We start from the raw sequence: 26,498 nt of genomic DNA on the forward strand, positions 1-26,498 counted from the left end.
TGCATGAAACAATTGAAGGTCGCCGTTCTCGGCGGTGGTTCCTGGGGCACCACCGTGGCCTCGCTGGTCGCCCGCAACACCGACGTGACAATCTGGGCGCGCGACGAAGGCACTGTCACCGAGATCAATGAACAGCACGGGAATAGCAAATACCTGCCGGGCGCCAAACTTCACGACAACCTCAAAGCCACCGGTGATATTGGCGCGGCGGTCGCCGGTGCCGATGTGATTGTCATGGGCATACCCTCACAGAATTTCCGCACCGTGCTTCAGGAAGTAAGGACTCACATTCGTGCCTGGGTGCCTGTGATCAGCCTGACCAAGGGCCTCGAGCGCGGCACCCAGCTGCGCATGACGGAAATCATCCAACAGGAATTGCCGGGGCACCCGGTGGGCGTGCTGACCGGCCCCAACCTCGCCCGGGAGATTATGGCCGGGCAAGCAGCGGCCAGCGTCATTGCCATGGAAGATGAAATCATCGTCAAGGAACTTCAAGAAGTCTTCAAGAGCGGTCTGTTCCGGGTCTATACCAACACCGATGTGATCGGCTGCGAACTGGGTGGCGTCCTCAAGAACATTATTGCTATTGCCGTGGGCATGGGCGACGGCCAGGGTGCCGGCGATAACACCCGGGCAGCACTGATTACCCGCGGCCTGTCAGAAATCACCCGCCTGGGCACCGCCATGGGCGGCCGCGCAGAAACCTTTGCGGGCCTAGCGGGCATGGGCGACATGATTGCCACCTGCACCAGCGCCCAGAGCCGCAACCGCCACGTGGGCATTGAGCTGGGCAAGGGGCGCAGCATGGAAGAGATCATCGAGGAAATGACCATGGTGGCCGAAGGCGCGAAGAGTGCGCCGGCGGTCATGGCCCTGGCGGCCCAACATGGCGTGGAGATGCCTATTGCCCAGGATGTTTCGCGGGTGCTGGCCGGCGATGCCACCGCCAGCCGGGCCTTCCGGGGCCTGCTACGGGTGGAAGCAGGGGCCGAGTCAGAGCCCGGCTGATGCTGGTGATTTAGCCCTCGCTGGGGCAAAATGGACAAAAACTATTATTAACCCCATGCGGGACGTGAAGACCATGCGAATTGCCAGAAACCTCTGCACGGGGCTGGCCATCTGGGCCTGTGCAACGACATCCGCACTAGCGGGCACCTCGAAATTTACCGACTTACCGGGCAACCCGGGGCTGAAATCCGCCTCGGCGATTGTGCTGGATGACAAGGGCAACCTGATCTACGGCAAGGACGTAGACACCGTTCGCCCCATTGCTTCCATCACAAAGATGATGACGGCCATTGTCATTCTCGACTCGGGCGTCTCCCTGGATGAAAAAATCACCATTACCAAGGACGATCGCGATCTGATCCGACTGACCGGCTCGCGCCTGGAATACGGCGCCAGCCTGACCCGCCGCGAAATGCTCCTGCTGGCACTGATGTCATCGGAGAACCGGGCTGCCACCGCACTGGGCAGAACCTACCCCGGTGGCATGGATAACTTCCTCGCCGACATGAATCGCAAAGCCCGCGAGTTAGGCATGCACAACAGCCACTTTGCAGACCCCGCCGGCCTCAGGTCAGAGAACGTATCCACCGCCAGCGACCTGGCCAAAATGATTGAAGCCGCCGAGGACTACCCGCTGATTACCGAGGCCAGTACCACCACCCGCAAAGATGTATACCCGTATCGCGGTCGCGGCCACCTCACCTATGGCAATACCAACCGCCTGCTGAAAAACGCCAGCTGGGATATCGAGCTGTCCAAAACCGGCTATATCAACGAAGCCGGGCGCTGCCTCGTCATGCAGGCCAATATCGAAGGCGAGGATGTCTCTATCGTGCTGCTCAACTCCTTCGGCAAACTCACCCCCTTTGGTGACTCCAACCGACTACGCAAATGGATGCTGGCGAACAGCTGATGAAATCTCTACTCCCCCTTACCCTGTGCTTGGCAATGCTCGGGCTGACGTCTCTGGCGACCCATGCCGATCAGGAAACTGAATACGCACCTCTCTACCAGGGCTTTATCGGTAACCTGCAACTGAATGACCAGAGCGCAAGCTGGGACGAACTGGGCGGCGAGATCGCCGATGTGGAATTCCCCTCATCCATGCTCGGCGGCGGCCTCGAAGCCGAATACGCCTGGGGGGGCAGTGACACCTGGCGCTGGGGCATTAATCCGGGCGGCAGCATTTCCTGGAAAAGCAGCGACACCCGTGTCTCAGGCGTTATCGGCGGCGACAATGGCGCCGTCATTCGCTTTGATCTGGACAACGGTCTGTTCCTGGGTGAAATGCACCTGGGCGCCTATGTACGCGGCGGCCTGGCGCCCAAACTGGCAGCCTATGCCGGCGCCGGCCCCATGCTGATGTATGGCAAGCTGGAGTTGGAAGACGAAGAAGTGGCGGCGCCCAGCGGCACCATCGTGGTTAACGGCTCGGAAGCCTCCGACTGGGATGTGGGTTACTACGCGCGCGCCGGCCTCGACTATCGCTATGCCAAGGGCAAGCACCTAGGCTTTGGCGTGCGCTACATGTCAGCGGAACTGGACTTCTCCGACACCGTCGGGGCCATCGATATTGAAGGTCCGCAGTTTGTGCTGACCTTTACCACCAAGATGTAGCCGTCGAGCGCCTCTTCATGTGCAGCGTGACAGCCGCGCTGCTCCTACAGCGCCGCTACCAGTAATAACCCAACCGCAGGGCATAGGTTTCATCCATGCGTTCGACGCCCTCCACTGCTCCTGAATCGTACTCCAGAAGAATCTCCGCGGCGGCCTCGAACCCCAGCAGCAATGGGAAAGAGAGGCCAAAAGACGTGTTGATGACCACGTCCGACGTTTCCGACAGATTCCACACTCCCAGCTGATCCATATACAGGCTGGAATCACCGCCCAGAAAATCACTGCTGAGCTACAGATTCCAGGTGGCACCGGGATACTCCTGATCACGGGCGTTGATAAAGTCTTCACTGACATAGGACAGGCCGCTTTCGGCAGACAGCTTAAACCTCGGCCGGGTGAGAAAGTCGCGACCGATGTAGGGTCCGGTAAAATAACGCAAATTGAGGTCTGCAAACTGATCTTCCTCCGCGTACATGTACCAGCCCCAGCAATTGCGGCTGCTAAATGCCTCCCCATCCGGCGGATCAAAATAGGAATCGTACTTGCCGATAATGTTCCCGTTGTCCGCATTCTTATTGTCGTTGGCTTCATCAAGCTCACCCCTGAGCTTGAGGATGTAGCGATCATCCTGGCCCTGCCACACAGTGTTCATCGCGTAATCCAATTCGTAAGAATCGCTATTGCCCCGCTCAATCGAAAACGCAAAACTGATATCCACCGTCCACTTATAGCCCTCGCCCAACTCCCAGGGTTCAGGATTGACCACACGCAAGGTCACTAGAGGGAGAGGCAGTTGCTCACCGGGCACTAGCAGCTCGTGCCCCTCGATGTGTAGCGGCAAATCTTCGATAACCGATGCATCAGCCATCTGCACCAAAACCGCACCGCCAGTAGTTATCGAGGCTATATGCTCAACGGCAATTTCCAGCGTGCTGGCAACTCCGTTTCAAACTGTACAGCTCCATCACGCATATCTGTGAGCTCACCAACGAAGCGCGAGCCATTATTCAAAACCACCTCATCGGTAGCAGGCGATACATCTGCACTCTCTGATGACATAGCCGAGTGCGACATGCACAGGCAGACTGGCAGCCAGGCCAGGCGTAAAAGACGCAGAAAAAACATGAGTAGCCTCCTCGGAGCTTCCCACTTTGCGCTCTATCAGCATAGAACACTGAGCTCGGCCATGGCGCCGACACTGCGTTTCGCTGAACAAGCCTTTGGCCTACACTTAGCGAATGACTTATCGCGCCCTCTTGCTGCTAGCCACGCTTTTGCTAATCAGCTGTGACACCACCGTGGGCTCTGCCCGCATACCCATCGCCGAATACCGTCAATTCGATTCAGACGCGGTCCACGCCATCTTCGAAGACCAATCAAGACTGACGCTCATTCCGGCGGAGGCGCCGCCGGGAACATCGTCGGTGGACGCGCTCACCTCTGACCTTGCCGATCTCGCACTCCTCGAAAACAGTACGCCCTTTGTTGAAGGCTTACGCACGGTGCTACCCGTATTCGAAAGTGTCCTGCATATACTCGCCCGGGATGACCTCGAGCCTGAAGACCTGGGCAACCCACTCAACGGGGCAGATTTCTATGTTGCCAATCGCTCCGCTGCCGGCATCCGCTTTATCGAACTGGTCACCCATCGCATGGGGCTGACACCAGACCAGTACACGATCAGCGAAGCCTTTGACCCTGGCACCACAGACATCATCGTGTACTTCGGCCCCATCGACCCCAGCAACACCCCTGGGCCACACCCGGCTACTCACTGGTATCGCTGGATAATGAACTAAACCCGCAGGGCAAGTTTTATAAAGAAGGTATCGGCTACACTGCACCAAACATGAAGCCCAAAACCATACCGGCGCTAACCTATGATCTGCCAGGCAACGAAACCGACATTGCCACAGTCGCCGTCGACACCCTGCTCATCGCCCGCAAGGATGTCTCTGAGGCCAGCATCTACGAACTGACGCGCACGTTTCTGGAGCAGAAACCACGCTTCACCGCCATTGCACCTCACTTGTTTGCCGGCATCAACGAATCCTTCGACCCCCTGGACCTCAGTTTTCCGCTGCACCGCGGGGCTCGCGCCTACTTTGAGCGAGACAACCCTGGATTTATCGAAAGGTACGCCGAAACTATCAACATGCTGGTATATGTATCGTTCCTGTTGATCTCAGCATCTCTGGCGTTTGCACGCTGGCGCGAGCGAACCAAGAAAGATCGGATTGACGTATTCTATACTCGAATCATGGATATTCGGCAGGACGCCTCCAGATCGGTCACGGAACGCCTCGGCGAACTGGACGCACTGGAACAGGAGGCGTTTGATTTACTGGTCAAGGAACGCCTGTCTGCCAATGAAAGCTTTCGTATTTTCACAGACCTGCTAGCCACAGCCAGGTCAGAACTCAACCGGGACTGACAGGTGGCCCGGACACAGGAGTAACGGGATGACACGCTTGCAATGGAGCTTTGCACACCTAGTATTTCTGTGCCTTTTGGCCATCAGTGTCAATGCGCAGCAAACCAGCGAGCCAGCGCCAATCACTCAGGACAAACTCACCGCGTTAATCGATCAGGTGAATCTGGACACTGCGCTGGGCGATGAGGCCAAAACCCAGTTCATCACCCAACTAGAGGCCGCCCAGCAACAGCTCCGCGACGCCCAGAGCAATACCGAGCAGGCCGAGCAACTCAATGCCCTGGCCAAGTCCGCACCCGAAAAAGCCGAGCGCCTCAAGCGCGCCCTGGACGCGTTACGCAGCGAGGCACCCGAGGCGGATAGCCTAGTGCCGACCGATGCAACACTGGAACAACTAGAAAGCGAGATTACGCTGTTAGAGGCCAGCCGCAGCAGCCTCGCTCAGCGTCGCGACGAGTTGCGCACGGAACTGGACGAGTGGCCGCAGCAACGCGATAACATTCAGAACCGCCTCACGGAACTCAAGGGCCTGCTGACCCAGAACGCCGCAGCACCCACCATGACCGGTGATACGCTGGAAGAGCGCGTAAAAAACGCGCTGCGTAGCGCTCGCGATCAGGCGCTGCACGCAGAGCAGCACCGATTGCAAGTTGACCTGCTGACGCGCCCGGCCCGCATGGAGATCGGCTCAGCGGAATCGGCAAAGGTGTCATACGACCTCGAGCACGCCGATCAGGAGCTGGCTGCCCTGCGCACAGCAGCAGAGAGTGCCCGTAGCAAAGCCGCCGAAGAAGAGGTCGAAAACACCACCGAGCTGGAAGAACAGATCAGCAACCTGGCGCCGCAGCTGCGCGAATTTGCCGCACACAATCGCGTGCTCGCTGAGCGAGCTCGCGAGCATGCTCACGATAACGATGAGGCGGTCTCCAAGGGGGACGCGATCAAGCGTCAGCTGGAGAGCATGGAATCAGATTACTCGCTCATGAAACGTCGGCTGGATGTGGCCGGGCGCAAGGAGATTCTCGGTCGGGTCATGATCCAGATGCTCGAGAGCCTACCCAACACAGACAGTATTCGACGTCAGGTGCGCAACAACAATGACCGGGTGGCTAATTTGTCACTCTACTACATCGACTATGACGAAGAGTTGCGCAAAATTATCGGCAGTCGCGACTACAACTCCGAGATTCTCGCGACACTATCGCCAGACGATACCGAGAGTCGCGAACTCGTCATTCAAATGATCGATCAGCGCCGTCAGTTGGTTGAGAGTAATCTCAACTCGCTGCGCGATCTCATCCAGAACCTGCTCAACAACAACGAGTCTGCCAGCAACCTCATTCTGGTCGCCAATGATTTTCAACGCTTTCTGGTTGGCAACCTGATGTGGGTGCGCAACTTCAATTTCATCGGTGCAGGCGCCCTGATCAACCAGATGGCTAGCGTTTCGTCAGTAGACGATTGGCTTAATCTCCCAGGCGTGCTTCTGCGCGGCTATCAGATTCACGACTGGGGGTCGGTATTACTCGCGCTACTGTTCGCCGTCATTGCCCTGCACAGGCCCCTTAAATCGATATACAACGGCCGTCTGGCTCAACCGGCGCTGCTCAACGCAGAAACCCTGAGCAACATTCTCCTTTGCCTTTGCCTCGTCGCTCTGCTGGTGCTGCCGATACCGCTCGCCGTCTACATCGCCAGCGCGCTCCTCTATCAGCTCCCACAAACCAGTTCATTGTATGAGGCGCTCGCGCCCGCCCTGCAGTTCGTGGCGGTCGGGCTGTATGCCCTGTTACTGGTGAAGGAACTGCTCAGCCCCATGGGCATTGGCCGGCGCTTCCTGAAATGGGACGCGCGTATGCTGGAAGTGTTACGCAAAGAACTGCGCTGGTCTGGCCCCTTGATTCTTATTGCACTGCTGATCGAAACCATTATGCTGAAACTGGATTCGGCATCCAGCGGCGGCCCACTGGGGGCCACCTCAACGGCGGCCGTAGCCATTACGATTATTACCATCAGTTTACGGCTGCTTCGCGACCCTCTTTTTCACGACAACCGCAACCTGCGCGTCTTCCTGCGCCTCATGATACTGCTGCCCGCCATCACCCTCGGCATGCTCACCCTGGGATTGTTGTTTGCCGCCAAGATCTACCTGGACGCCATCATCCTCAGCATCGTGCTGGTCTTCGCAGTCAAAATCTTCAACGATATTTTCGAGCGCGCACTGCTCATCCTCCGTGCGCGCCTGGAGCGCAAAGCCAAGGAAGAGCTGCGCGCCAGGGAAGAGGACGGTGATGAAACCGGCCTGGAAATCGACGACCTGGTGGATGTGGAATCGCTGTCAGAAGCACACGACAAGCTGCTAATGCTGATCCGATTCGTCGCGCTGGGCACTGGCCTGTGGATTATCTGGTCTCCGAGTTTGCCGGGCTCCATCCTGCTCGACTCCGTGGGACTCTGGCAAGTGGATGATCCCTCTGATCCAACGGGCGCCCTGCGCACCGTCACTCTGATGGATCTCGTGGTAGGCATCTTCATTCTGGTGGTGACCGCACTGGTCGCCAAGCACCTTCCGTCGTTAGTCACCTTATTCCTGCTGGAGTGGGTCGACGTTAGCGCCAGCGCGCGTTACGCCAGCAGCATTATTATGCAATACGCCGTTGTCGCCATCGGCGTCTCAATGTTCCTCGCGACGGTGGGCTGGGACTGGTCGCAATTGCAGTGGCTGGTGGCCGCCCTGGGTGTAGGTATTGGCTTTGGCCTGCAGGAAATTGTTGCCAACTTTATCAGCGGCCTGATTATACTTTTCGAACGGCCCGTGAGGGTAGGCGACATTATCAGTGTCGGCGGCGCCGAAGGTACGGTGAAGAGCATTAACGCTCGAGCCACGGTTTTGCAGACCTTCGAAGGCAAGGAACATCTTATTCCCAACAAGGAACTGATCACCACGCCGGTAATTAACTGGTCGTTGTCGGAATCCAATGTAAGGGTGGTGATTCCCGTCGGTGTAGCCTATGGAACGGATGTTCGCAAAGCCATGGACTTGATGCTGGAAGCCGCTCGCGAGGTACCGCTGGTACAGACTGAGCCAGAGCCCACAGCCACCTTTGAGGACTTCGGCGACAATTCGCTGCTGCTCTGGTTGCGCTGCTACGTGCCGGAAGAACGTCCACGCGCCTGGACCGAGCTGCGCACTATCATTAATGACAAGTTCAACGCAGCGGGTATTGTCATTTCCTTCCCGCAGCGGGATGTTCATCTGGACACCTTGAAACCGCTCGAAATTCGCCTGGCCAAGGAAACCTCATAGATCAGCGGAGCATAGCTGCGCATACAGCGCCAGCAGTTCGCTGGCTTCGTCAGGACTTGGTAAATCTATGCGCCAATGGAGCAGCGCTTAAACCGTGCAGAATCACGCTGAGGAATATCGTGCAGGCGATGATCACTGCTATGTCATCGCCCTCTTTGACCTGCTCGTGAAGAATAATTATCGCGAAGACGATACTAGCCAGCCCACGGGGCCCAAACCAGGCCATGAATAAAGCGTGCTTCATACTCACGCCACTGCCGATGAGAGACACCAGCGCAGGCACCATACGTACAAAGGTCAGGCAGCAAAGTGCATAGGCCACCACGTCCCAACTGAGCCGCTGGGAGACGATAGGTACAACCGCAGCACCAAACAGGAACCAGGTGGTCAACCCCAGGACTTCGCCTATTCCCTCAGCATCCACCACCATGTGATGCACTCGCTGGCGTGCCAGATGCCCAAACAGCAATCCGCCAGAGAAAGCGGCGATGTAGCCACTACCGTGCAGCGACTGAGTCAGAGCGAAGCACAGTAACGCCAACATAACCGTGGGCACCCGCTTCCAGAGACTGTTGATGAACCCACGTGCTTTCGCAAGGGCAATCAACTGGAAACCCAGGCCTGCCACGGTCAGCCCTACCAGCAGGCCGATGCCAATTTCCTGGGCTGTTAGCGCAAGCGCTATCATGCCTGGCTCATCGCCATGATGTGATTGGCTGAGGGCAATGAACACCAGCAGGATGGGCACGCACAGCCCATCATTAAGACCGCTCTCGACATTCAGGGTGGAGCGGATATACGTGGGAACACGGGGATCAGAGACGACCGATTTGCCCAGGGCTGCATCCGTCGCGGCCAGCGCTGTCGCCATAATGGCCAGCTGCCAGAGATCAAATGCCGGCAGTAGCACAATACCCACGGCCACACCCAGCAAGATGGAGCCGGGAATACCAATGGCCAACATACGCACAGGCAACTGGGCGTGATCGCGCAACGATGCCCGATCCGAGTGAGCACCATCGGCAAACAGCAACAGCGCCAGCGTAATGTCCGCCAGCACGCGCAGTACATCAGGGGTAATCTGCGGCGACACCCAACCTGCACCCGCCTCACCCAGCAACATTCCCGCAAGCAGAAACAGAATGGGACCGGTAAACATAGACCGTTCAGCCCGCTTCGCGACAAGGCTGAACAGAAAAACCAGGAGGCAAATGACGGCCAGAAGTGAGTACATTCTGAACCTATGACCTCAGGGAGAGGTCAGGTATCCCAGCCAGGCTTTCATCCGTACGGCCACTTTACTGATGACGTGGACCGGTTTACCCGCAGATGTATAAATAGCTACCGCACCACCGGCGCCCTGAGCTAATTGCTGCGCAAACTCTTTGTCATCCAAGTCCACCAGAACGGCCCAGCGATCATTTGCCGGGGCCCCAGTCAACGTTGGCAGCTGACTTGACGCCGCGAACTGCGAACCGCTGCTGGCACCGACTATGCGCTCAACCGTACCCGAGAACGTGCGCCCGGGCACATTGGTAAATACCACGTCAGCAGCGTCACCCACCGCTATTCTGCGTACCGCACTCTGACTGAAACTGGCCAATACCATGCTCGATTCTGTCGACACATACGCCATCGGTGATGCCAGCGGTATGGTTGTCACCACCCCGCCAGGGCGCAACTGGAGATTCACAACGTAGCCATCATAGGGTGCCGTGACGGTCGTTTCACCCAACTGCCAGCGCGCATTATCCAATTGCGCCTCAGCGCTTTGAATGGCGGCATCGGCAATATCCAGGTTCGCCGTCCAGGTATCGACATCGATCTGGGCGGCGGACTGCACCTGCAGCAACTTCTCCGCACGCTCCACATTAACCTGAGCGAGGCGCCTCTCTGCCTGATGACGGGCTACTTGCGCTTCCAATTGGCGAACATTGATCTCAAATGGCTCCGGATCGATCTGAAACAACACCTCTCCGCGCTTCAGCGGCGTATTGGGCTGGACCGGCACTTCAACGACCTCGCCGCGCACATTTGGCACGATCGGAATAATAAACCTGAACATACGCGCATCGGAGCTTATCGGCGCAAAGGTGTACCACATGAAGACAATACTGGCGATCAACACCACCCCCACACCGGCGAATGCTGCGATGTTGCCGATGGTTTTTTTGAGGATACCCAGCTTGTTAAATATCAGGATGTAGAGCAACGCATAGCAAATGGATATAAAGGCAATCATGCGGCCGGCTCCTTCTGCTCCAACTGACGCTCCAGTTCCGCCACGCGTTGTTCAAGCTCGGCCGTGGCAAATACCGGTTTGGTCTTTGCCCAGACCAACGCGATAAACCAGCCCAGTCCAAGCGTGAGCAAACCGATCCACGCCAATACCGAAATGGCGTCGGCCTGGGGATGATTGACCGCCCGCGCCATATTCCCAGGGATATTGCCAATGGTTACCACCAGCCATATAGCCGTGGCCACAAGCACTCCCAGCACAATCAGTGCGAAAATTTCCAGCATGTATCACTCCAACAATAGGGGTTCCAAAGCCCCGCATAACAAGCAATGATCAATCGCTTTTAAGCAGTATAGTAGTAGTGCCTTCCATTACACCTTTTTTACGTCGCCAGGATTCTGCGAGCAGGCAGTGAACTTTCTTTCGGTGCCGGTGGTCAGAATCCAGGACATTTTCCCCGTCAACACAGACAACCACTACGGCCTGGCATAAAACCATGCCCTGGTGTGCCCAGGGCAGTCGCTTGACCGTCGCCTGGGGGGCTGGAACACTGTCTCTATATCCGCAAGGAACCCAACGCATGATCACTCGCAGAAACGCAGTCAAATTTGGAGCCTCACTGGCGGCCATGGCGGCGCTGCCTTTCCCGGTCTCCGGCGCGGCCCCCGCCACTATTGTTCGCCCTATTCCCAGCACAGGAGAGACCATACCCGTCATCGGTATGGGCACCTCGCGCACTTTCGACGCCGGCGCAGATGAGGCCACCGTAGCTCGCCTCGCCAAGGTCATGGAAGCTTTCTTCGCCGCAGGCGGCACGGTCATCGATTCGTCGCCCATGTACGGCCAGGCCGAATCCCGGGTTGGCGACGTACTGCGAAGCATGAGCGCCTCGCCTTCGGTATTCGCCGCAACCAAGGTGTGGACCGAGGGCCGCGATGAAGGTATCGCTCAGATGGACTTGTCTGCAAAACGCATGGCGGTGGAGAATTTCGACCTAATCGCCGTCCACAACCTGGTCGATTGGCAGACCCAACTGGCCACGCTCAAACAGTGGAAGGATGAGGGCAAGGTTCGCTATATCGGCATTACCACCTCGCACGGCCGCGACCACGAACCTCTGCTGGAGATCATGCGCAAGGAACCGCTGGATTTTGTCCAGTTCACCTACAATATTGGCAACCGCACCGCTGAAGACGCTCTGCTGCCACTGGCCCAGGGCCGCGGTATCGCCACCATGATTAATCGCCCCTATCAGCGCGGCTCGCTGTTCAAGCGATCCAGCAACCAGGCGCTGCCCGAGGTCGCCAAAGATCTCGACTGCACCAGCTGGGGCCAGTTCTACCTGAAGTTCATCATTGGCCATCCGGCGGTGACCAGCCTGATTCCAGCCACGTCCAAGGCACACCACATGGCGGACAATATGGGTGCCAATGTCGGGCCGGTGCCGGACGCCAAACAGCGTGAGGAAATGTTGCGCGTATTCCAGGCGCTACCCGCCTGATGGCCGCTAACGAGAGCGCGCTGCAGCGACTGCTGGCCCGCGCCTGCGACATCCGCCCCGAAGAGGTTCGCGCCACGCTGGCGTCATTCTCATTGGTACTGGTACTTATGGCGTCGTACTACGTGCTGCGCCCGGTTCGCGATGCCATGGCCAGCGATTGGACCGATGCCGAAGTGAGTTGGCTGTGGACGTTCACGTTCTTTTTCAGCGCCGCGGCAGTCTCACTCTACGGTGCTGCTGTAGCCCGTTTCTCGGTCAAAAAGCTGGTTCCCGGCGTGTATGCCTTCTTCGGCCTGACGTTTGCGCTGTTCTATGTCGGCACCCAAATTGCCGAGGACCGCACCCTGGTCGATAAGAGTTTCTATGTCTGGGTCAGCCTGTTTGCGCTGTTCCATATCTCGGTGTTCTGGAGCTTTATGTCCGACACCTTCAGCCAGCCGCAGTCGAAACGGCTATTTGCCTTTATTGGTGCAGGCGCCAGCGTTGGCGCGATCGGCGGTCCCGCGTTTGCCTCGCTGCTGGCCGGCACCAGTAGCACGGACGCCATGCTGCTGATATCAACCGTGGTGATACTCGCGGCACTGCCTCTGGTCATCTGGGTGCAACACCTGAAGTCGACCGAACTACACAATCAGACTGTGCACGCGAGTAGTACAGATTTCGAATACGTGGGCGGCAACCCCTTTGCGGGCTTCGCTGAGTTTGTGAAGAACCCCTTTCTGCTCGGCATCGGGGTGTTCATTCTGCTGTATACATCGATCAGTTCCTTTGTCTATTTCGAGCTGAAGAACCTGATGGTGGACTACACCCGCGAGGAGCGCGCCCAGATCTGGGCTCAGGTGGATCTGCTGGTCAACGCCCTGACCCTGATCATCGGGATGTTTGTCACAGGGCGTATCGCTACCCGCATGGGGCTGCCGTTCACACTAGCCTCGGTCCCCATGCTGATCTGTGTCGGCATGCTGTTGCTTATGGCGGCTCCGTCGGTGGCAGCGGTGATTGCCATTCAGGTGGTCAGGCGTGTGGGTAATTACGCCGTCTCAAGGCCTGCCCGGGAGATGCTGTTTACCGCGGTGGATCGCGAGACCCGGTTCAAGGCCAAACCGGTCATCGATATAGTGGTATACCGGGGTGGGGATATGCTTAACGCCTGGGCGTTCACGCTACTCACCCAGGGGCTGGGCCTCAGCCTGGGCGCAGCAGCCGGCGTTGGCGCTGGCATTGCCCTGCTGTGGGCGGGTACCGGCGTAGCGCTGGGGCGCAGTTTTGAGCGCCGCGAGGAGGCCGCCGGGCTTAGCGCGCCATCGTCTACTCAATCGCATTGAGCACCAGGTTGCGGGCATTATCATTCTGCCAGTTCTTGTGAAAGTGGCCGCCCATATAACCAAAGCCGCGGCCGCCGCCGGGGCGCTCATAGCCCCAGGCCACCACCTGGGGCACACCGTCCGCAACCAGCTTGCGCACAGCATCGTTGCCGCTGCGGGGGTCATTGCGGCGCTTCATGGTTGATTCAAGTGCGATCGCACTGAGAATATCGACAACGGCTTCATCGCGAAAACGCATATTGAAGTACCATTCATCCAGCATCGAGAACGGCACGATACCGGCGGTCTCCGGAGACCGCCGCCATGACCAATCTGACCGAACAGATCGTCAGCGCCGGCCTGCCCGCATTACTGGTGCACTGCGCCATGCACAGCTGGTGGGATACGCTTAAGAAGGGTAAGCCGATTCCCGGCAACACTCTGGGGAAAGCGAGGGCCAATAAACGCACCCTCGAACAGTGGCAACAGGATCATCCTGACAGCAGCCTACCTGCATGGGGTGACTTCATCGGTATTGCTAGCACCAAGCTCGGGCCCAAGAAACCGATCACCCTCGTACCCGTCGCCGATGCGCCGCTACAACTGAACATCGCGGAGGGTTACACCACCGAGAAAACGGATTTATACAACAGTCACTACGTCACACCCGAAGTCACCCCGCTGTTGCGCGGACTGCAGCGCAAGGACGATGAGGTCGTCATGTGGGAAGCCCCTCGGGGCAAGGGGAAGGTGATTGGTTTAACTTTGGGACACAATGACGATGAATGGGATGATCCCGTCTTCCAGGGGCTGCTCAAATCGGCAATAGACTACCTGCTTGAACCGCAGTAACCAGTCGCCGCAGCTATAATTCAGCCTCAATAAGTCTACAAGGAGGTGCAGAATTATGGCAACTGCAGCTGAATACGGTCTCGGCCCCAACGAATTCCCACGCGGGTGGTTTGTCGTCGCCGAAAGCTCCGAACTGGATAAGGGCCCCATGGCAGTGCGCTTCTGGGGTCGCGACCTGGCACTCTACCGCGGCGAAAGCGGCAAGCCGGTGATGCTCGACGCTTACTGCGCGCACATGGGCACCCACCTGACCGGCGCCACCAGCTCGATGATCGTCAAAAACGGAGAACAGATCGAGGGCGACTCGATCCGCTGCCCCTATCACGGCTGGCGTTACAACGATAAGGGCGATGTCGACGATATCCCCTATCACGACGGCCCGTGCCCCAAATCAGCCTCCATTCGCTCCTACCCAGTGGTCGACAGCCTGGGCGCCGTCATGGCCTGGTTTGATCCTGATGGCGGCGAGCCCGAGTACGATGCGCCGACACTGGCAGAAGTGGACGACCCGCAGTGGGTCATGGGCCCGCTGGACCACCTGGGTGAGTTGGATATCCATCCTCAGGAGGTTCTCGACAACATGGCCGATATGGCTCACCTGGGCCCTACCCACGGCGCACCCAGCCAGTACTTCGAGAACGAGTTCCGCGACCATATCTACATCCAGCGCCAGGGTGGCCCGATGCAGGCCTATGGTGGCGCGTTCCTGTTCACCACCACCTGGTATACCGGCCCCGGCATCCTGCGCTCCAAGCAGGTCTGGGACGATAGTGAAATCTACGAGCTGATCTTCAACACGCCGGTCGACGACGGCCGCATCAAGGCCTGGCACGGCGTTATCTACAAGAGCTCCCATGCCGAGGCCACCGCCGAGGATGTGGAAATCCAGAAGGGTTACCAGGCCGGTGCATTGGAGGCGTTTGCCGCAGACTTCAACGTATGGGCAACCAAACGTCCCGCGCTGAAAATCATGCAGCTGAAGTCCGACGGACCCTTCAAGCATGGCCGCAAGTGGTATTCGCAGTTCTATGCCGAACAGGAATCCGTCGCAGCGATTCGCGAGGAGCTCAACGGCAAGGTGGGTACTCAGGGTATGCGCAGCGCCGAAGAAGCCGGTCACGCTATCGACGGCGGCCTGGCGATTTAAGCCGGCACTAAGCGAGTAAAAAAAGGGGAGCTATTGGCTCTCCTTTTGTTGAGCAGGCTAATCACCAACCTCGTTCAGAAACGAACGGTGTCAGCACTCACGCCTTATCCGTGTGCTCGGCATTTTCTGCCCCGAAAACCACATGTAGCGCTGTTCGCCATTCACCCGGGCATCTAACAAGGTGTTATCCCACATACTGAAAAAGCGCTCGCTAATCCCTCACGGAAAAAGGCCAATCATCTTCTCTTCGCCAGACTGCGCTGGGCCGAATACACCGCCGAGGCGGTCGATTCTGTCCCAGAAGGCAGTGATTGCGCGCTCAAGTAAATGCTGAGCCAGCAGGCCTACGAGCGTGCTCTGGAACGACTGCAGGCAGATTTAGACCGCTGACCTGAACTTCCCTCACGCGGAATATGTCATAGTATGTAGTGGCCGATGCGGCGGCGCTCAACGGCGTCCGTCGATAAGGGCTTGTTATTACCAACCGCTTGAGAATGTCATGAAGAAACTACTGCTCGCCACCCTGGCCCTGCCACTGCTCGCCGGCTGCGCCACCAGCCCCACAGGACGCTCTCAGCTGATGCTGATCTCACCCGAGTCAGCCATAGTCGAATCGAAGAAAGCCTACCTGACCACGGTTAACCAGCTCGATCAGCAGAACAAGCTCGTCGACGACCCGAAAGTGATGGATCGAGTGGCCACGATAACGGGCAGGCTGGTTTATGTGGCCAAGCAGCAATACCCGAATACCAGCAACTGGGAGTGGAGTGTTGCCATTATTGACGATCCCAAGACAGTGAACGCCTGGTGCATGGCAGGCGGACGTATGGCGGTGTACACCGGCTTGCTGGATAAACTGAAGCTCACCGATGATGAATTCGCCCAGGTCATGGGCCACGAAATTTCCCACGCCCTGGCCAATCACACGGCCGAGCGCATGTCGCGTGCCATGGCTACCACCCTGGGTGTGGTTGCCGTCGGCGTTGCCTCCGACCATCACGGTGCAGCCATGCTGGGCGCCGCTGCAGCGGCCAAGGTTGCGCTCGAACTACCCAACTCACGCACCGCGGAATCCGAGGCGGATGCCATTGGTATGCGCCTGGCAACACAGGCGGGTTACGAGCCGGACGCGGCCGTTACACTGTGGCAAAAGATGGGCAAAGCCGGCGGTTCAGCACCGCCGGAATTTCTCAGCACTCACCCGGCGCCGGGCAATCGCCAGGCGGCCCTGCAGGCAATGATTCCGGAGATGCGTCAGTTGAATCCCAGCGGCACCATGGCGCCGGTAGCGCCAGTCCAAATCGTCCGCTAGGCCAGCCATACACTGAGTGTATCGCTGACCACACCAGGTCATTTCTCGATGAACTTCTCGCGAACGGCCGCTTGCAACATCTCCGGTGGGAGCAGACCCTGGCGGAGAATGAAGTCGTGGAATTCACGCTGGTTAAAGGCATCGCCCTGCGCCAGCTCCACCTCGGTGCGCAGCGCGCTCAGACCCATATATCCCCAGTAGTAGGAGGTTGCCTGACCCGGCGCCCGGAACGAGTAGCGATCCGCTTCTGAGCTGGCCATGGCCTTGGACATCGCCAGTTGCTCGATCAGGAAATCGCGGGCGTCATCGCGGCTGATCTGGCCGGTGTTCACCATGGGGTCAAGGAACATCCGCGCGGCGCGCATGATACGGGTATAGAGGTTAAACAGCTGGCCTTCCAGCGGAAGGTACTCCTGCATAATCGACTCCGCATACAGCCCCCAGCCCTCAACATTGGCACTGTTAAAGGCGTAACTGGCGCGAGCCAGGGAAGTGCCGTCCTCGACCAGGCGGGCGAACTGCAGCTCGTGGCCGGGGCGCGCTTCGTGTACCACCAGCGCCCAGGTCATGGCGTCGTGGCTGAAGTCATCCATACGCGCGTCTTCACCGAGCGCCGGATTGGAGGTAACCAGCACGAATTCGCCGTACTGACCGGTGTTGTTCACCAGTTGCGGTGGGCTCATGTGCGACGCGGGGCTGGCCGCCGACTCCGCCGGGGTCGCTACCCGGATATTGGCGGGACGCTCGGGCAGCGTGACGATGTCCTCGCGACGGATAATGTCTTCCACAATCGCCAGGCGCTCCTGGTAACGAGGCAGCACCACGTCGTCGGCGAGCTGGTGCTGCTTCATGCGCTTCATTACGGCGACAAGATCTTTGTCCTTCCAGCCATTCTGTTCGGCAATCCGCCAGGCAATGGCCTTCATCTCACTGCGCAGCAACTGGTAGCTGTACTGGGCACGGGCAATCAGCTCTTCGGGCTCGGCATCGACACCGAAGTTACGCAGGCTGTCGGCATACAGGGCCGGCGGCAACAAGTTGCTGTCCCGCGCGTGCTTGCGCAGATCGGTGTCCACCCACTTCATGTACGCGTTGAGCTGTTCAGCGAGGATGTCGTAGTCCGCTTCCCATCCCTCGAGGCCAGATCCCTCAAACAGGCTGCGGATACCCGCAATGATGCCCTCGGCACTGCTCAGGTGGTTATCGATTTCGCCCACCCAGGGGCCAGCGACGCCGTCTACGCCAAAGCGTGCCTCAGCGCTGGCTATGGCCTGCTCGGTCGCAGGCGCAAAACCCGGGGCGGTACCGTTGTACTTTTTCAGGCGTACCAGTGCTGCAGGATATCGGACCGGATCGACACGCTTGTCGAGTAGCGACCGGAATACCCCAAACAGGTCCGAAGGCAGATCCGCATAGGGCACCGCATACTGGTGACTCAACTCCGAAGTCGTGTTCTCACGCTCAAGTGCATCGATCAGGATCTGCAGATCCTGGCGCAGCTTGGGATGCTCTTCCTTTTCAAGGCGTGCCTGCAGTTCAGTGACAAACTCACGGTTGGTTGCCAGGCTGGCCTGACGAGCTGCCTCGCTATAGCTGCTCACCTGTGTGTCGAATTCGGCAATGCCGTAGAAGCTCATCAGCTCGGGCTGGTGCTGGCCCTGGGCCATCATGACCTCGGTGGTAATGGCATCGCTGCGCTCGATCCAGTCGGCCTTTACGCCGAGTGCGACCAGCGCCAAGGCGAAGCCAAGCACGTTCATCATTTTTTTCATTGGGAGATTCCTGCGGATAGAAAACACGCGGATGCTAACAGTTTGGAGCCCGGATATCAGGCCCAGGCGGTGAAATGCCCGTCAGGTGCGACAAGCCGCTGCCAAAGACTTACATCCGCTTGCTTTGCACGATGCGGAAGCGACTCGCCACAAACGCCAGATCCGCCAGACAGGCATTGCCGGCAGGATTCAGTCCCGACACATGGTAGTCAGAATAGGCCGCCGCAAAGTTGATGGGCATGCCGATCAGATTACAGGCCACCGAGGCACCGGCGTTGTGATAGGCCATCTCGGCGCGATCCAGGAACGCCTCATCGAGTGAATACACATGCGAGGTGATCGCGCCGCGCTCACGGGCGTTAGTGGTGGCGTCACGCAGGCAGGCCTCGGCATCGGCACCTTTAATTACAAACGACACCGGACCAAAAATCTCATCCCGGTAAATATCGCGGGCCGCCTCAGTGACCTCCAGCATCAGCGGTGATGCCGTGCGCGCCCCCGGGAAGTCCGCATAGTCGAGCGGGCCGGAATCACGCAGCAGCTGACCGTGGTCAGCGGCAAGACCTCGATAGCGTTCAATCGTCGCGAGTATGGCCTCGTCCACCAGCGTGCCACACAACACCTGGGGGTTGTGCAAATGCTTGTCCACCGCCGCCACCAATGCGGCGGCAACCTCGTCAAAACTCGCGTGGCCATCGCCGACCCGGATACCACCCGCCGGCACGTGAATATTCTGTACGCTGGTGCACATCTGGGCGGAGGCCTGGCACAGGGAGTGCGCAATGGCGCCGGCCATGGCCTCCAGGTTCTCACAGGACTCGATCACCACTGAGTTACAGCCTGCGGTTTCGGTGTATACCAGCTTGTCACTGCAGTGCTGCTCAATCCATTCACCAAAGGCCGGGCTGCCGGTAAAATCGACAATGGCTGTCATCGGGTGTTCGAGCAATGCCGTGGTCGCGGGCGCATCGCGGGTGTCCGCCACCATGCTGACGAGATTCGGGTCAAAACCCTCCTCTTCCAGCACCTGGCGTGCCACGGTGGTCAGCAGCGCCACGGGCAAAATGGCTGCCGGATGAGGCTTGAGCACCACTGGATTGCCGGTGGCCAGGCTCGCACACAGGGCGGGATAGCCATTCCAGAGCGGAAATGTCGCGCAACAGATAACGACGCCCACGCCGCGGGGCATCAGCCGATATTTTTTGTTCAAACGGGCGGCGCCGCTTTTGCCAAACTGACGCTCCCACTGGGCTGTGGCAGGGACATCGGCCATGGCCTTGGCCGCATAGGCCAGCGCTTCCAGCCCCCGGTCCAGGGCATTGGCACCGGACCCGGCAAACGCCATTATGTAACTCTGACCCGAGGTGTGCATGGTTGCGTGGGCGTTTTCAAACAGTTGGCCCGCGCAGCGGTCGAGAATCTCCAGACAGATACCCAGGCGTGCCTCCGGGCTGGCGTCCCGCCAGGCAGGCATTGCGACAGCAATAGCCTCGTAGAGTGTGTCTACGTCAGTTTTTGGATAGGTAATGTCCAGAGGCTCTCCGGTGTAGGGAGACACTTCCGCCCCGGTGCGGCCTACTTCACCGGGCTGGTTCAGGGGGTAGTCACCCCCGAGCATGGCTTCAAAATTTTCCTTCCCCGCCACCGGCGGCTCGGCACCCCAGATTTTGCTGCTGGGACTCTCGGGGTAGGCCGTCCAGGAGTAGCGTTTGTTACAGGCGTCGATCGCCTTATCCAACGTAGGGCGGTGCCTGGCCATCAGTGCCGTCATCGAATCCCCTCCTATGCGGCCCAGTTGGCGACCTGGGAGGCCTTCATCCAGCAGGCGTGGAAGCCCGGCGGAATGCGCTGGGGCAACTTCACCCGGGCCACCGGTCCTTTGCTGATATCCAGGGCATCAAATACCTGCAGCTCCTGCACCTCAGTACGCGCATTCCAGCAGAAGCTCACGACATACCCGTGGTCTTCACTGCGAGGATTATCTGCCGGCGCAAACCAGGGCTCGCTGTACCAGCAGTCGGCGTGACCGTCAGTCCACTCACCGGCGCTCTCTCCTGTAACGGTGTTCATCTTGCGAATGCCGGTCCAGCGCAGCTGTTTGGGATCGTGATCTACCAGGTAGGCCCATTCGGTATAGTGCCCGGTTTCGGCACTGTTATACGACGGGAATTCCACATTGTGGTCGGCATTCAGGCAGGCCTCACTTGTCTCGCCTGTTTTCACATTCATGCGGTAACACCACAGGCGCGCATCCATCTCCAGGCTGGCGATCATGCGCGCGGTGCGCTCTTCATCAATGCTGCCATCTTCTTTGCGGGCAGGCATGTAACGACAGGCTACCATCACGACTTCATCACCCTCCTCCCAGCAATTGACCACGTGGTAGAGGAAGCAGGAGGAAAACTCGAACCACTGAATCGTGTCTGCGGCACCGAAACGCGGAATCACACCAAAGCGAATGGGCAGCGAGGAATCGAAGCGAATTTTGTGTCGACCCGCCTTCAGCGCTTCTTCATCGTGATAAACCGGTACGTCGTGCAGGATCGAATAGTTCTCACTCACACCCATGTCGTGCATCAGGCGATCACCGGGCAGCTCGACGGGCACATGATGCAACAGCTTGCCCTCGGCACTAACCACGCCGTAGCTCATGTGGGGTTTGCTGGTGAAGTAATCAAAGAACATCATGTCGCCAGTGTGCTCATCGACCTTGCAGTGCGCAGACATACCCATACCCGGGCCACTGACGTATTCCGGCGCAGCCCGCAGGGTTTCCAGGGTCAGTGGATCGACAATATGGGGAATACCGGCGAGATACCAACTCACTACTGCATTGCCGGCGTGACCAATCACATCCGTGTTGGCCGCATCGCTCATGGGCTTGTCTTCACTCTCCTTATGGGAGTTCATCACGCCCCAGAACAGCTCTTCGCCGGCGGCCTCATTCTGGTTCCAACCCTCGGTGCGAATCCACTTGTTGCGATAGCTGAATGTGCCGTTGCGAAACACGCCGGAGTGGATCATGCCCTGCCCATCAAAATAGTGGTGCACACCCTTGGGCTTGAATTGCTGGTTGGGGCCATTGCGCAGATACACCCCGTTGAGATCGCTGGGGATTTCGCCCTCGACCGGCAGATCAGTAAGCTCCAGCTCGTAGTCGATAGGGGCAAATGCGTCGGTTAAGTGCGGCCCGTGCTCGCGACCAAAAGGCGCCTGGGGGTCGGCAAACCGGCTGTCGTGTTGTGCTGAAGTCATGCTCTTCTCTCCGACTTGCAATGCAAGTCTTTTTATACAATCTGTATTGATTATAGGGCCCTGGTTCGCTTACGCAAGAGGCCTGGCATCCGCCTTAGCGCTCGATCAGCAGCGCACTACCGGAGCCGCCGGCACCACTGGCTGACACAATCCCGCGCTTGAGGTCACGCCGCTCCAACTCATCCAGCAGCACGCCAGCCATAATGGCGCCCGTGGCCCCCATCGGGTGCCCCAGGGCAATAACCCCGCCATTCACATTCAATTTATCGTCATCGATACCCAGGTCCTGGCGACACTTCACCACCGTGGCGGCAAAAGCTTCGTGAACTTCGAACAAATCCACATCATCAGCCGACAATCCCTGCTGTTGCATGAGCTTCTGCGCCGAGCTGACGCATCCCGACAACACTTGCAGTGGATCATCATCACAGCTCGCGCCAGCAACCAGTCGGGCGCGTGGCGCTATGCCGAGCTTTTCACCCAGCGCTGCCGTACCGAGCAACACCACCGTGGCCGCATCAGCCATGGCCGGGGAATTACCAGCGGTATGGATGTGTTGAATCTCTGTCAGCTCCGGGTGGGCCGCAAGCTGATAGGCATCGACACCCTTGGCACCAATACCGGCAAAGGCTGCGGGCAGTTTTGCCAACCCCTCAGTGGTGGCACTGGCGCGGATACACTCATCCTCACTGACGGTCATGCCCTTGTCGGGATTCTCAACCGGAACAATGGATTTAAAATAGCCTTCGCGCTGTGCGTGCGCCGCTCGCTGCTGGCTTTGCACCGCGATGGCGTCCGCCTCTTCGCGGCCTACATCGTGCAATGTGGCAATCAGGTCGGCGCCGGAACCCATCATCAGCAACTGGCACTGGGCCGCAAAGGCAGGATCACTAAAGGCCCGCGCTTCGTCGGACAACATCGGAATGCGTGACATCATCTCCACGCCACCGGCAACAATCACCTCTTCCTGGCCCGAGGCTACCTTGAGCATGCCGAGGTTCATCGCATCGATACTCGAGGAGCAGAACCGATTCACGGTCAGCCCGCCGACAGAACTCGGCCAACCAGCGTACAGCGCCGAGGTTTTGGCGATATTGGCCGCCTGCTCACCGTGCTGGGTGACACAGCCGAGGATAACTTCCCCGACATCAGCCGGGTCCAGCCCGGTTCGCTCGGTCAGGCTGTTATAAAGGCTTGCCAGCAACGCCTGGGGCGTAAGGTCTGCTAGGCCACCGCTGTCCTTCGCCTTGGTGCGCGGCGAACGAATCGCCTCGTAGATAAATACGTCTCTCAAGATCCAACCCCTACAACAAAACTCGCGCAGGTGGTGGTACTGCCACCCACGTTAAATGTGATCATATTTTCGGCCCGCGGCATCTGATAGGGACCGGCCCTGCCGGTGACCTGCCGCGCGCAGTCGAGCACCATACGAATGCCCGTAGCGCCAACCGGGTGTCCCAGGCCGATCAACCCGCCGCTGGCATTGATCGGAAAGTCACCGTCCAGGGTAATGCGCCCCTCTTCGACCGCTTTCCAGCTTTCGCCCGGCGCCGTCAGGCCGGCGTGGTCGATAGCCATGTACTCGGTCATGCTGAAGCAGTCGTGAGTCTCCAGGCCATCGAGCTCTGCCACGGCCGCAAAACCGGCGCGCTGAGCTGCCTCAGCAAGACACTGTGCGGCATGCGGGAACACCAGCGGGGCATCGGCACTCAACTCGAGTTTGCGCGACAACAGAATCGGCGCAGAGCGGTGCCCCCAGCCTTTGATTCGCGGAATATCCTGTAGCTGCAGGCCGAGCTTGTCGGCGTGCTGGCGAGCCGCGCGCTCGCTGGCCAGAATGACACAGGCAGCGCCATCAGTAATCTGGCCGCAATCCTGTTTGCGCACCCGGCCTTCGATGACGGGATTGAGCGTATCGTCACAAGTGAATGCACCCTCGGAGAAATCCCATTTGCGGGTCTGGGCTCGAGGGTTGAGCCTGCCGTTGGCAAAGTTGATTTCGGCAATTCGATTCAGGTGATCGGCATTGATGCCATAGCGGCGATCATATTCCTCGGTGAGCCGATCAAACATGTGCGGCCAGGGGAAGTCACATTCCTCCGGTGTCGCCTCACGCCCCTTCCATGCCGCGGCACCGAGATATTCCGCACCGGTCTTGCCGTCGGTGTTGCGCATCAGTTCCAGGCCAAGGGCACAGGCCACATCATAGTGACCGGCCTCGATATCGCGCATGGCCGACATAATCGCAATCGAGCCCGATGCACAGGCTGCCTCATGCCGCGAGGTGGGCAGAGCGGCGAGCTCCGGATACACCTGACCAAAAAAACCGCCAAGCAAACCCTGGCCTGTGAACAGCTCACCCACGAAATTGCCCACGTGGCCCACTTCAATCTGGCCCGGCTCAATCGCGGCGTTGGCCACCGCTTCCTGCAGGCTCTCCGAGAACATATCGTAAATGTCTTTGCCTTCGCGCGCCCAGTTACGGGCGAAGTCGGTCTGGCTACCGCCGAGAATATAGATGTCTGTCATGAGATAGATTCCTGCAAACTGAAACGTTGTACCTTACCCAGCGGGTTGCGCGGCAATTGCTCGAGCACCTGCAACCGCTCAGGTAGTTTGAATTTGGCAAAACCCTGCTCCAGCAGGTACGCCTGCAGGGCTTCCAGAGTGGGGGTTTCGGCATCGGCCTGGAGCACGAGGCAGGCGCAGATTTTTTCGCCCAGGCGCTCATCCGGATAAGCGCACACGGCTGCCTCGGCCACCGCGGGGTGATGCTCCAAAGCCACATCGAGCTCCACCGGCGAAATCTTCATGCCACCGCGATTAATAATGTCCTTGCAGCGGCCGGCAATTCGATAGAACTGACCGTCGCCGCAAACTTCTACCAGGTCGCCAGTGCGGAAAAAGCCCTGATCGTCGAATACATCGGCATTGTCATGATGAAAATAGCCGTCAAAGACCGTGGCACCGCGGATCAGTAATTCACCGCGCGCACCCTGGGCCGTGATTTCCTCACCACTGCCCGGGTCTACCACCCGCGTTTCGATCAACGCGTCCGCACCCGGGCGTCGGAACATACTCGCGCGCACCTCCGGGTCCGCCGCGTCCTCGGGCGTTGAGAATAGGGAGATGCCCTCGTTGGAGCCATAGAAGTTAACAATCTGCTTGCCGTAGTCGCGCTCAAAGGTGGCGATCATGGAGGGTGCCAACGGCGCCGATCCCGAGCCAATGCGACGCAGTGCACTAAAATCAAACTGTTGCCACATGGCAGGTGCCTTTGCCAGCTGATTCAGCAGGGGGGGCGGCGCGATAGTGAAGGTAATGCGCTCGTCCTGCATTTGCGCAAGGAACAGGCCGGGATCCAGGGGATGGTGAAGCACCACTGCCGCCCCCAGAATCGCCGCTGGAAACAAAAACCCACCCAGGGCCGCCATATTCACCAGGGGAAACGGATTGAGCATGACATCGTCGGCCTGCATCGACCCCGCAGCGATACTGGTGCGACCGGTGGCAATCCACATATTGTGCGAACGGGGTACCCCTTTGGGCGTACCGGTTGTGCCTGACGTCCAGCAGATGCTCAGCGTGCGATTGGCATCCGGAGCCGGTCCAGCAAAAGCATCACCAGGCGTTGCATCAAGATGGAGGTCGCGGCCAAATTCCAGTACCGGCATCGCCGGCAGTGCGGACCGCGCCATGTCTGCCAGCGCAACATCCCGCACCCGCTCGATGCTGATGAATGCCCGTGCCTGCAAAGCGCCAGACAGCATTTGCAGCTCATGGGCCGCATACTGCACAGGCACGGGGCTCACCACCGCGCCCATTTTGGCCACCGCGTAGTAAACCACCACCAGCTCAACAATATTGGGCAGCTGCACGACGACCGTATCGCCCTCACCAATACCGGCGGCTGTGAGTTGATGGGCCAGGGCATCGCTAGCGGCGGCCAACTCTGACCAGGTCATCTGTACGGGCAGATGACCGGTGAGCGCCTCACGGTTGGGTTGATCCCTTACCGCCAGGCGGGNGCCGCGATCACTAGCGTGCTCAGCCAGCAGCCCCTGCAGGGTTTGCTCGCCCCACAAACCGGCGGCGGTCAGCATATTGATGCGTTGTTCAGCGGTGGTATTCATGCGGTCGCAGCCGTGCAGCCAATTGCTTTTATAAAAGAACCAATCCTAAGCTATAATTGCCCTGCCATCCACTACGGACAGAGAACCATGCAAATCAGTGTAGTCACTCCCTACTGGCAGGACCGCGATCCGGCGGAGAATCTCGCCCTGGCACAGCTGACTGATCGCCTGGGTTACCCGGAGCTGTGGATGGGAGAGATGGCGACCTACGATGCCTTCGCCTTTGCCACAGCCGTCGGCCTGAACACCCAGCAGATCCAACTGGCGGTGGGTCCCCTGGCAGTATCGGTGCGCACCCCCATGACCATTGCCATGGGCGCAGCCTCGGTGGCGGACCTCACTGGTCGCGCCACGAGCATCGCCCTCGGCGCCTCCAGCGTGGTCGTTGTCGAAGAATGGCACGGCCGCGACCGGGAGCGCACTGCGACGCACATGGATGAAACTGCGCAAATCGTCCGCAGCCTGCTAGATGGCGAAAAGGCGCAGCTTGAAGGCGAACTGGCGCGCTGCCAGGGCTATCGCCTGCGCCTCAATGCCTCCGGCTCAGCGCTAACCATCGCCGCGTTCTCGCCCGCCGCGGTGCGCACCGCGGCGGGCGAGAACGCGGCGATGGTTAG

General features: G+C 58.9%; 23 protein-coding genes and 1 pseudogene. 12 read left to right on the top strand and 12 right to left on the bottom strand.

Translation table 11 applies throughout. From position 1 onward, the window contains the following. Positions 1-3: 3 nt before the first annotated feature. The 3 genes from A3709_RS14735 (at position 4) to A3709_RS14745 (ending at position 2,625) form a co-directional block, all read left to right on the top strand. Entirely contained in the window at positions 4-1,008 is a 1,005-nt protein-coding gene (locus A3709_RS14735; protein ID WP_066056084.1) for an NAD(P)H-dependent glycerol-3-phosphate dehydrogenase, read from the top strand. Between the two features lie 73 nt (positions 1,009-1,081). Further along, the gene (gene pbpG / locus A3709_RS14740) at positions 1,082-1,921 is read left to right on the top strand and encodes a D-alanyl-D-alanine endopeptidase (RefSeq protein ID WP_066056265.1); all 840 of its coding nucleotides are present in this window, start codon (positions 1,082-1,084) and stop codon (positions 1,919-1,921) included. Next, on the top strand, positions 1,921-2,625 hold the full coding sequence (locus A3709_RS14745) for an outer membrane beta-barrel protein (protein ID WP_197484203.1): 705 nt from the start codon (positions 1,921-1,923) through the stop codon (positions 2,623-2,625). The genes pbpG and A3709_RS14745 overlap by 1 nt, the downstream gene beginning before the upstream one ends. A gap of 55 nt (positions 2,626-2,680) precedes the next feature. On the opposite strand, the pseudogene A3709_RS24570 reads toward A3709_RS14745, so the two are convergent. Further along, positions 2,681-3,493, bottom strand: a pseudogene (locus tag A3709_RS24570) (DUF481 domain-containing protein). A 35-nt stretch (positions 3,494-3,528) separates the two neighbouring features. After that, a complete protein-coding gene (locus A3709_RS14760; protein ID WP_066056093.1) occupies positions 3,529-3,750 on the bottom strand; it encodes a hypothetical protein in 222 nt (73 codons plus the stop codon). A 113-nt stretch (positions 3,751-3,863) separates the two neighbouring features. Here A3709_RS14760 and A3709_RS14765 point away from each other — a divergent pair, with 113 nt between their 5' ends. The 3 genes from A3709_RS14765 to A3709_RS14775 are packed head-to-tail and all read left to right on the top strand — an operon-like array spanning position 3,864 to position 8,366. Beyond that, positions 3,864-4,424 carry a hypothetical protein gene (locus tag A3709_RS14765; RefSeq protein ID WP_066056097.1) on the top strand — a complete coding sequence of 187 codons (561 nt, stop codon included), beginning with the start codon at positions 3,864-3,866 and terminating at the stop codon, positions 4,422-4,424. A 50-nt stretch (positions 4,425-4,474) separates the two neighbouring features. After that, positions 4,475-5,059, top strand: coding sequence for a TAXI family TRAP transporter solute-binding subunit (locus A3709_RS14770; protein WP_066056100.1), 585 nt, complete (start codon positions 4,475-4,477; stop codon positions 5,057-5,059). A gap of 28 nt (positions 5,060-5,087) precedes the next feature. Continuing rightward, a complete protein-coding gene (locus tag A3709_RS14775) occupies positions 5,088-8,366 on the top strand; it encodes a mechanosensitive ion channel domain-containing protein (protein ID WP_066056102.1) in 3,279 nt (1,092 codons plus the stop codon). Between the two features lie 49 nt (positions 8,367-8,415). On the opposite strand, the gene A3709_RS14780 is transcribed toward A3709_RS14775, so the two are convergent. The 3 genes from A3709_RS14780 to A3709_RS14790 are packed head-to-tail and all read right to left on the bottom strand — an operon-like array spanning position 8,416 to position 10,889. Beyond that, complete coding sequence (locus A3709_RS14780) at positions 8,416-9,600, bottom strand: sodium:proton antiporter (RefSeq protein ID WP_066056104.1); 1,185 nt, start codon at positions 9,598-9,600, stop codon at positions 8,416-8,418. Between the two features lie 15 nt (positions 9,601-9,615). Then, a complete protein-coding gene (locus A3709_RS14785) occupies positions 9,616-10,608 on the bottom strand; it encodes an efflux RND transporter periplasmic adaptor subunit (RefSeq protein WP_066056107.1) in 993 nt (330 codons plus the stop codon). Continuing rightward, on the bottom strand, positions 10,605-10,889 hold the full coding sequence (locus tag A3709_RS14790; protein ID WP_066056110.1) for a DUF3302 domain-containing protein: 285 nt from the start codon (positions 10,887-10,889) through the stop codon (positions 10,605-10,607). The genes A3709_RS14785 and A3709_RS14790 overlap by 4 nt, the downstream gene beginning before the upstream one ends. Before the next feature lie 296 nt (positions 10,890-11,185). Here A3709_RS14790 and A3709_RS14795 point away from each other — a divergent pair, with 296 nt between their 5' ends. Continuing rightward, a complete protein-coding gene (locus A3709_RS14795; RefSeq protein ID WP_066056112.1) occupies positions 11,186-12,106 on the top strand; it encodes an aldo/keto reductase in 921 nt (306 codons plus the stop codon). Then, a complete protein-coding gene (locus tag A3709_RS14800; protein WP_066056115.1) occupies positions 12,106-13,431 on the top strand; it encodes an NTP/NDP exchange transporter in 1,326 nt (441 codons plus the stop codon). Before A3709_RS14795 ends, A3709_RS14800 begins: the two co-directional genes overlap by 1 nt. Here the strand turns inward: A3709_RS14800 and A3709_RS14805 are convergent. After that, complete coding sequence (locus A3709_RS14805; RefSeq protein ID WP_197484204.1) at positions 13,415-13,705, bottom strand: hypothetical protein; 291 nt, start codon at positions 13,703-13,705, stop codon at positions 13,415-13,417. The two genes, A3709_RS14800 and A3709_RS14805, sit on opposite strands and share 17 nt — an antisense overlap. A gap of 29 nt (positions 13,706-13,734) precedes the next feature. Here A3709_RS14805 and A3709_RS14810 point away from each other — a divergent pair, with 29 nt between their 5' ends. The 3 genes from A3709_RS14810 (at position 13,735) to A3709_RS14820 (ending at position 16,721) form a co-directional block, all read left to right on the top strand. Then, positions 13,735-14,262, top strand: a complete 528-nt coding sequence (locus A3709_RS14810) for a hypothetical protein (protein WP_066056118.1) — start codon at positions 13,735-13,737, stop codon at positions 14,260-14,262. 55 nt (positions 14,263-14,317) lie between these two features. Continuing rightward, the gene (locus tag A3709_RS14815) at positions 14,318-15,409 is read left to right on the top strand and encodes a Rieske 2Fe-2S domain-containing protein (RefSeq protein ID WP_066056119.1); all 1,092 of its coding nucleotides are present in this window, start codon (positions 14,318-14,320) and stop codon (positions 15,407-15,409) included. A 499-nt stretch (positions 15,410-15,908) separates the two neighbouring features. Then, entirely contained in the window at positions 15,909-16,721 is an 813-nt protein-coding gene (locus tag A3709_RS14820; protein WP_066056123.1) for a M48 family metallopeptidase, read from the top strand. A gap of 38 nt (positions 16,722-16,759) precedes the next feature. Here A3709_RS14820 and A3709_RS14825 read toward each other — a convergent pair whose 3' ends face one another. The 6 genes from A3709_RS14825 to A3709_RS14850 all read right to left on the bottom strand — a co-directional run bounded on the left by A3709_RS14825 (position 16,760) and on the right by A3709_RS14850 (position 25,881). Further along, positions 16,760-18,493 carry a DUF885 domain-containing protein gene (locus A3709_RS14825; RefSeq protein ID WP_066056127.1) on the bottom strand — a complete coding sequence of 578 codons (1,734 nt, stop codon included), beginning with the start codon at positions 18,491-18,493 and terminating at the stop codon, positions 16,760-16,762. A gap of 109 nt (positions 18,494-18,602) precedes the next feature. Continuing rightward, positions 18,603-20,264, bottom strand: coding sequence for a phenylacetic acid degradation protein PaaN (gene paaN, locus A3709_RS14830; protein ID WP_066056130.1), 1,662 nt, complete (start codon positions 20,262-20,264; stop codon positions 18,603-18,605). Positions 20,265-20,275: 11 nt separating this feature from the next. Further along, positions 20,276-21,748 carry a carotenoid oxygenase family protein gene (locus tag A3709_RS14835; protein WP_066056133.1) on the bottom strand — a complete coding sequence of 491 codons (1,473 nt, stop codon included), beginning with the start codon at positions 21,746-21,748 and terminating at the stop codon, positions 20,276-20,278. 94 nt (positions 21,749-21,842) lie between these two features. Then, the gene (locus tag A3709_RS14840; RefSeq protein WP_066056136.1) at positions 21,843-23,042 is read right to left on the bottom strand and encodes an acetyl-CoA C-acyltransferase; all 1,200 of its coding nucleotides are present in this window, start codon (positions 23,040-23,042) and stop codon (positions 21,843-21,845) included. Further along, positions 23,039-24,277, bottom strand: a complete 1,239-nt coding sequence (locus A3709_RS14845) for an acetyl-CoA acetyltransferase (protein ID WP_066056139.1) — start codon at positions 24,275-24,277, stop codon at positions 23,039-23,041. The genes A3709_RS14840 and A3709_RS14845 overlap by 4 nt, the downstream gene beginning before the upstream one ends. Then, a complete protein-coding gene (locus A3709_RS14850; protein ID WP_066056143.1) occupies positions 24,274-25,881 on the bottom strand; it encodes a class I adenylate-forming enzyme family protein in 1,608 nt (535 codons plus the stop codon). Before A3709_RS14850 ends, A3709_RS14845 begins: the two co-directional genes overlap by 4 nt. A gap of 87 nt (positions 25,882-25,968) precedes the next feature. Between A3709_RS14850 and A3709_RS14855 the strand changes: the two genes are divergently transcribed. Continuing rightward, positions 25,969-26,498 (top strand): LLM class flavin-dependent oxidoreductase (locus A3709_RS14855; RefSeq protein WP_156507774.1); only part of this gene is annotated, 530 nt, incomplete at its 3' end.

Origin of the sequence: Halioglobus sp. HI00S01, assembly GCF_001635445.1 — a bacterium.
In the GTDB taxonomy this organism is placed as follows: Bacteria; Pseudomonadota; Gammaproteobacteria; order Pseudomonadales; family Halieaceae; genus Halioglobus; species Halioglobus japonicus.